Source organism: Streptomyces sp. CLV115 (assembly GCF_038448545.1).
GTDB lineage: Bacteria > Actinomycetota > Actinomycetes > Streptomycetales > Streptomycetaceae > Streptomyces > Streptomyces sanglieri.
On the sequence record NZ_JBCEWQ010000120.1, the window covers coordinates 21,000 to 27,265 of the forward strand.

At 72.6% G+C, this 6,266-nt stretch carries 6 protein-coding genes; all 6 read right to left on the reverse strand.

Annotated elements, in window-relative coordinates; genetic code table 11:
- Window positions 1-56: 56 nt before the first annotated feature.
- Window positions 57-1,757: an acyl-CoA mutase large subunit family protein gene (locus AADR41_RS30785; protein ID WP_342284818.1), complete on the reverse strand. Its 1,701-nt coding sequence runs from the start codon at window positions 1,755-1,757 to the stop codon at window positions 57-59.
- 107 nt (window positions 1,758-1,864) lie between these two features.
- Window positions 1,865-2,197 (reverse strand): DUF3817 domain-containing protein, encoded by a 333-nt coding sequence (locus AADR41_RS30790; protein WP_342284819.1) that lies wholly within the window; start codon window positions 2,195-2,197, stop codon window positions 1,865-1,867.
- A 64-nt stretch (window positions 2,198-2,261) separates the two neighbouring features.
- Window positions 2,262-2,771, reverse strand: coding sequence for a MarR family winged helix-turn-helix transcriptional regulator (locus AADR41_RS30795; RefSeq protein WP_342284820.1), 510 nt, complete (start codon window positions 2,769-2,771; stop codon window positions 2,262-2,264).
- A 174-nt stretch (window positions 2,772-2,945) separates the two neighbouring features.
- Window positions 2,946-3,839, reverse strand: coding sequence for a siderophore-interacting protein (locus AADR41_RS30800; protein ID WP_342284822.1), 894 nt, complete (start codon window positions 3,837-3,839; stop codon window positions 2,946-2,948).
- Window positions 3,836-5,671 (reverse strand): ABC transporter ATP-binding protein, encoded by a 1,836-nt coding sequence (locus AADR41_RS30805; protein WP_342284823.1) that lies wholly within the window; start codon window positions 5,669-5,671, stop codon window positions 3,836-3,838. Before AADR41_RS30805 ends, AADR41_RS30800 begins: the two co-directional genes overlap by 4 nt.
- Window positions 5,668-6,266 (reverse strand): ABC transporter ATP-binding protein (locus AADR41_RS30810; RefSeq protein WP_342284824.1); only part of this gene is annotated, 599 nt, incomplete at its 5' end. The genes AADR41_RS30805 and AADR41_RS30810, both read right to left, overlap by 4 nt.

Genomic DNA, 6,266 nt, shown 5'->3' on the forward strand with positions numbered 1-6,266 from the left:
ACACGCCGAAGGGGCGGGACGGCCGCGCCGCCCCGCCCCCGGCCGTACCGGCCCCGTCAGAAGCCGGGCGGCTCCGTGTAGCTGCCCCACTCGTCGCGCAGGACACCGCAGATCTCGCCGAGCGTCGCCTCGGCCCGTACCGCGTCCAGCATCGGGGCGATCATGTTGGAGCCATCACGGGCGGCGGCCAGCATCGCGTCCAGCGCCGACTTGACCCGGGCGTCGTCGCGGGCGTCCTTGCGGCCTCCGAGCACCCGGACCTGCTCGCGCTCGACCTCGTGGCTGACCCGCAGGATCTCCAGGTCGCCGGTGACCGAGCCGTGGTGGACGTTGACGCCGACGACCCGCTTGTCACCCTTCTCCAGCGACTGCTGGTAGCGGAAGGCGGACTCGGCGATCTCGCCGGTGAACCAGCCGTCCTCGATGCCGCGCAGGATGCCGGAGGTGATCGGGCCGATGGGGTGCTGCCCGTCCGGGTGGGCCCGGGTGCCGCGCTCCTTGATCTGCTCGAAGATCTTCTCGGCGTCGGCCTCGATCCGGTCGGTGAGCTGCTCGACGTACCAGGAACCGCCCAGCGGGTCCGCCACGTTGGCGACGCCGGTCTCCTCCATCAGCACCTGCTGGGTGCGCAGGGCGATCTCGGCGGCCTGCTCCGAGGGAAGCGCGAGGGTCTCGTCGAGGGCGTTGGTGTGCAGCGAGTTGGTGCCGCCGAGGACCGCCGAGAGCGCCTCGACCGCGGTGCGCACGACGTTGTTGTACGGCTGCTGGGCGGTGAGCGAGACACCGGCGGTCTGGGTGTGGAAGCGGAGCCACTGCGCCTTGTCGGTCTTCGCGCCGTACGTCTCCTTCATCCAGCGGGCCCAGATGCGGCGGGCGGCGCGGAACTTGGCGATCTCCTCGAAGAAGTCGAGGTGCGCGTCGAAGAAGAAGGAGAGGCCGGGCGCGAAGGTGTCGACGTCCAGGCCGCGGGAGAGGCCGAGCTCGACGTAGCCGAAGCCGTCGGCGAGGGTGTACGCCAGCTCCTGCGCGGCCGTCGCCCCGGCCTCGCGGATGTGGTAGCCGGAGACCGAGAGCGGCTTGTAGGCGGGGATGTCGCGGGCGCAGTGCTCCATCAGGTCACCGATGAGGCGCAGATGGGGCTCGGGCTGGAAGAGCCACTCCTTCTGCGCGATGTACTCCTTGAAGATGTCGGTCTGGAGCGTGCCGTTGAGCACGCCCGGGTCGACGCCCTGGCGCTCGGCGGCGACCAGGTACATGCAGAAGACCGGGACGGCGGGGCCGCTGATCGTCATGGACGTCGTGACGTCGCCGAGCGGGATGTCCTTGAAGAGGACCTCCATGTCGGCGGCGGAATCGATGGCCACGCCGCAGTGCCCGACCTCGCCGAGCGAGCGGGGGTCGTCGGAGTCGCGGCCCATCAGCGTCGGCATGTCGAAGGCGACGCTGAGCCCGCCGCCGCCCGCGGCCAGGATCATCTTGTAGCGCTCGTTGGTCTGCTCGGCGTTGCCGAAGCCGGCGAACTGGCGGATGGTCCAGGTCCGGCCGCGGTAGCCGGTCGGGTAGAGCCCCCGGGTGAAGGGGTACTCGCCGGGCCAGCCGATCCGCTCGAAGCCCTCGTACGTGTCCCCGGGGCGGGGGCCGTACGCGGGCTCCACCGGATCCCCGGAGAGCGTGGTGAAGTCCGCGTCACGCTTGCGGGCCTTGTCGTAACGGGCCTGCCAGCGGCGGCGGCCTTCCTCGATCGCGTCAGCGTTCATACCATCGAATTTACTAGGACGTCCTAGTAAATGTCGATGGCAAACCGCCCGGTGCTTCGCACGGGGCGGTTCGGGGGGGGTGTCGGCGCGGACCGGAGTCCGGCCGGTCAGGCCTTGGCGGTGGCGGGGGAACCGTCGACGATCAGCGGCTCGACCTCGCGGACGACCTTGCGCTCGACGAAGAACGCGGCCGTCGGGATGGTGCCGGAGATCAGCACCCACAGCAGTTTGCCCATCGGCCACTTCGCCTTGGATCCGAGGTCGAAGGCGAAGATCAGGTAGATGATGTAGAGCACACCGTGGATCTGCGAGACGACGAGCGTCAGACCCTCACCGGTGTCGAAGCCGTACTTGAAGACCATGCAGGTGCAGAGCACCAGCAACATGACGGCGGTGACGTAGGCCATCACCCGGTACCGGGTCAGCACACTGCGTTTCATGGCATCGAGCGTAACCGGACGCCCGGGGCGATCTTGCAGCGGGCCGGGCTCTCGAAACGCCGTTCTACGCCTCTTCGAAGTCCTGGGCGGCGATCCGCAACGGGCGCAGCATCGCGAAGATCTCCGCGCACTCCTCGGCGTCGTACACACCGAGCCCGAACTCCATGGCGACCAGTTCCTCGGTGGCCGCCTCGACCACCTCGCGGCCCTTGTCGGTGATGGAGGCGAGGGTGCCGCGGCCGTCGTTGGGGTTGGGGCGCTTGGCGACCAGGCCGGATCGCACCAGCCGGTCCACGGTGTTGGTGACGGAGGTGGGGTGGACCATGAGCCGCTCACCGATCTTGGACATCGGCAGCTCGCCGGCCTTGGAGAAGGTGAGCAGCACCAGCGCCTCGTACCGGGCGAAGGTCAGTCCGTACGGCTTGACGACCGCGTCGACCTCGGCGAGCAGGATCTGCTGGGCGCGCATGATCGAGGTGATCGCCCCCATCGAGGGCACGGGGCCCCAGCGCTGCTGCCAGAGTTCGTCGGCGCGGGCGATGGGATCGAAGGGAAGACTGAGCGGCTTCGGCACGGCACCGACCTTACCCACTGGTCATATGCTGGTCAGCCCCGTCTCGAACTTCGGTCCGAATACGGTCCGCTGGGCGGTCGCCCCGGGGCCTGGCCGGACTCTCCCGGCGGCCGGGGCGGAGCGGGGCGGACCCGGCGCGATCACCGGCCCCCGCGCGTCCGCCCGCTCCGGGGGTCACAGGCCGAGCCCGCTGAGGCGGTCCTCGTACCGGATGGCGAGGTCCTCGGGCTCGTCGGCCGGGTTGTCCCACATGCTGTCCAGCTCGGACCGTACGGCGGCGGGCAGCGCTTCGTAGCGCCGGGTCCAGGACTCGCCGTCCGGCATCCAGTAGCCGACGACCTTGAAGCGTTCGGCGGGCAGCTTCAGTTCCCTGCGCAGATAGCGGCGTACGGCGCGCAGGGCGTCCGTCTGGCCGGCGACCCACACATAGCCGCCGGTCAGGTCGGTGCCGGGCGGGATCGCGGCGGCGACCAGTTCGGCCAGGCGGCTGGGGCCGTGGCCGTTGCCGCCGTAGGTCCAGGTCACCCGGACCTCGGGCCGGTCCGGGAGCGGCTGGACGCAGGACGGGTCGGGGACTTCGAGGACGGCCCGGGTCGTGATGCCGGCCGGGGTGTTCTCGATGAGGCGTCCGACGGCCGGCAGACCGCTCAGGTCGGAGACCAGGACCTGCCGGACGAGGTCGGCCGGGGGGCTGTAGAGGCCGGTGGGCGAGTTGAGGCCGATCACATCGCCGGGGCGGGCGGCGGCGGCCCAGCCGGAGGCCGTCCCGTGGCCGTGCAGCACGAAGTCGATGTCGATCTCGCCGGCCTCCGGGCGGACGGACCGGATGGTGTAGGTGCGTACGGGGGCCTCGGGCCGCCCCTCGGGGGTGTGCCAGCCGCCGTTGTCCGTCGGGTCGGGCAGCGAGACGTCCGTGCGGTCGGGGCCGTGCGGCAGGAACAGGCGGACGTACTCGTCGCCGACTCCCGTGGAGGTGAACGCGGCGAGGCCCTCGCCGTGGAACGTGATGCGGGCCATGGTCGTGGTGAGCGGCCGTACGCGGGCCACCACGGCGCGGTGGATGGTCATGGGTGCTGCTCCTTCGTGTGCGGGTTCTGACCGGGGTCCGGGGGCGGGTCCGTGCGGGGGCCGGTGGCGGTGTACGCGTGCCAGAGGGCGGCGTACTCCCCGGCGGAGGCCAGGAGTTCGCCGTGTGTGCCCTGCTCGGCGACCTCGCCGCGGCGGAGGACGAGGACGCGGTCGGCGTCGCGCGCCTGTTCCAGGTGGTGCGCCACGATCACGCTGGTGCGTCCGCGGGTGGCGCGTTCGAGGGCCGTCCGCAGCAGTGCGCGGGTCTGCGGGCCGGACTGCGCGGTGGCCTCGTCGAGGACGACGACGTCGGGGTCGGCGAGCAGCACCCGGGCCAGCGCGAGGTGCTGGACCGATCCCTCGTCCAGGGGGGTGCCGGCGTCGCCGAGGACGGTGTCGATCCCCCACTCCGGCTCCAGCGCCCAGCCGGCTCCGGCCCGGTGCAGGGCCCGGCGGAGTTCGTCGTCGGTGGCGGCGGGCCGGGCGATCCGGAGGTTGTCCGCCAGGGTGCCGCCGAACAGATGGGTCTCCTGGGTGACCAGATACCGGGCCGGGTCCGGGGCGGACGCCGGCCGTCCGGTGCTGATCTCCCCGCGGTCCGGTTCGCCCAGGCCCGCGATCAGCCGGGCGAGCGTGCTCTTGCCGGAGCCGCTGGCGCCGACGAGGGCGAGGCTGGTGCCCGGTGGCACGTGGAGCGAGACGTCGCGCAGGGCGTCGCGGACGCCGTCGTAGGAGAACGAGACCCCCTTCACATCGATCGCCGGGCGGTGGCGCGCGTCCGCCGGGGCGGTCGTCCCGCGGTCTTCGCCCGGGGCGTCACCGCTTCCACCGGTGGCGCTCTCGTGGCCCAGGTCGATGACGCCGACGAGCCGGGACAGTCCCGCCGTCGCCCGCTGGATGTCGTCCAGGCTCCTCAGCAGTGCCCCGACCGGGCCGAAGAGGCGGTGGAAGTACAGGGCCGCGGCCGTGGCGGCGCCCACTGTGACGGCTCCGGAGCCCAGGAGCACGAAGCCCGTGACGAGCACGGCGGCGAGGCCGAGGAACTCCGCCGCGTTGAGCAGTCCGGTGAACCGGTTGCGCAGCCGTACGCCGTCGCGCTGCCGCGCGATGGCCCGTTCGCTGTGTCCGGCCAGTTCGCCGAGGTGCCGGTCCTGGGTCCGGTACGTACGGATGGTCTCGGCGCCGTGCACCGCCTCGATGACGGACTGGCCGCGCGCGGACTCCAGCCGGCGGATGTCCCCGTACACGAGGTGTGAACGGGCGAGGAACCGCCGGGTGGCGAATACGTGGACGGGCAGGCAGACCAGGCCGGCGAGGGCCAGGCGGAAGTCGAGGACCGCGAGGCCCACCACGCTCAGGGCGATCGTGAAGCCCGCGTCGGTGACATCGGGAAGCACGTCGGAGGCCGCCTCCGAGACGGCTTCGACATCGCGGGTCACCCGGGAGACGACATCGGAGCTGTCCGAGGACTCCAGCGTGCGCGCCGGAAGGTGGACCGCGGTCTCGAACACGTCCTCGCGCAGGGCGGCGAGAACCCCCTGGACGAGGACGACCAGCATCCGGCCGCCGGCGTGGGCGAGTGCGGCTCCGGCGACGGCGACCAGTACGAGGACGACGCCGAGCACCATGACGCGGCCGCGCCCGCCGCCGTCCGCGACGGTGTCCACGACGGCGCCGAGGACCGCGGGCGTGGCGAGGGTGACGGCCGTGCCGCCGAGCAGGGTGAGCAGCGAGAGGGCGAGCCGGCCGCGGTGCGCGCCGAGCCGGCGGACGGCCTCCGCGCGGGTGCGGCGGGTGCCGGCGATGGGCAGGGTGCCGTGCGCGGGGGTCACCTGGGGGTTCCGTTCGGTTCGGGACGGGCGCCGCCGAGGTCGACGACCCGGTCGCAGGCGGCGAGCAGGATCCGGCTGGTGGTGATCAGGAGAGTCGTGGCGGCCAGGCCGCGCAGCCCGGCGGCGATGCGCTGTTCGGTCACCGGGTCGACGGCGGTGGTGGGTTCGTCCAGGACGACGAGGTCGGCGTCGCTGTGCAGCGCACGGGCGAGCAGCAGCCGCTGGCGCTGGCCGCCGGAGAGCCTGCGGCCGTGCTCGCCGACCTCGGCCAGGTCGCCGCCGACCAGTTCGAGTACGTCGTCGAGCATCGCGGCCGCGAGCACGGCCGGGTCGCTGTCGCCGCCCCGGGGGGTGAGGTTGGAGCGGAGCGTGCCGGAGAACACCGCGCCGTGGTGGGGCGGGGCGACGATCCGGGCGCGCACCCGGTCCGGGCCGAGGTCGACGGCGTCGATGCCGTCGATCAGGAGTTCGCCGCGGAGCAGCGGGACGCGGTAGCCGAGCCGGTCGCTGAGTTCCCTGGCGTGCCCGGGGTGGCGGGGGACGACGCCGAGGAGTTCGCCGGGCCGGGGAGCGACGGGCTCGCCGTGTCCGGGCG

Bases quoted from the DNA above. Each gene is read 5' to 3' on its own strand.
- AADR41_RS30800 (WP_342284822.1), bottom strand. From the start codon at position 3,839: ATGACCATCCACCGCGCCGTGGTGGCCCGCGTACGGCCGCTCACCACG.
- AADR41_RS30785 (WP_342284818.1), bottom strand. From the start codon at position 1,757: ATGAACGCTGACGCGATCGAGGAAGGCCGCCGCCGCTGGCAGGCCCGT.
- AADR41_RS30790 (WP_342284819.1), bottom strand. From the start codon at position 2,197: ATGAAACGCAGTGTGCTGACCCGGTACCGGGTGATGGCCTACGTCACC.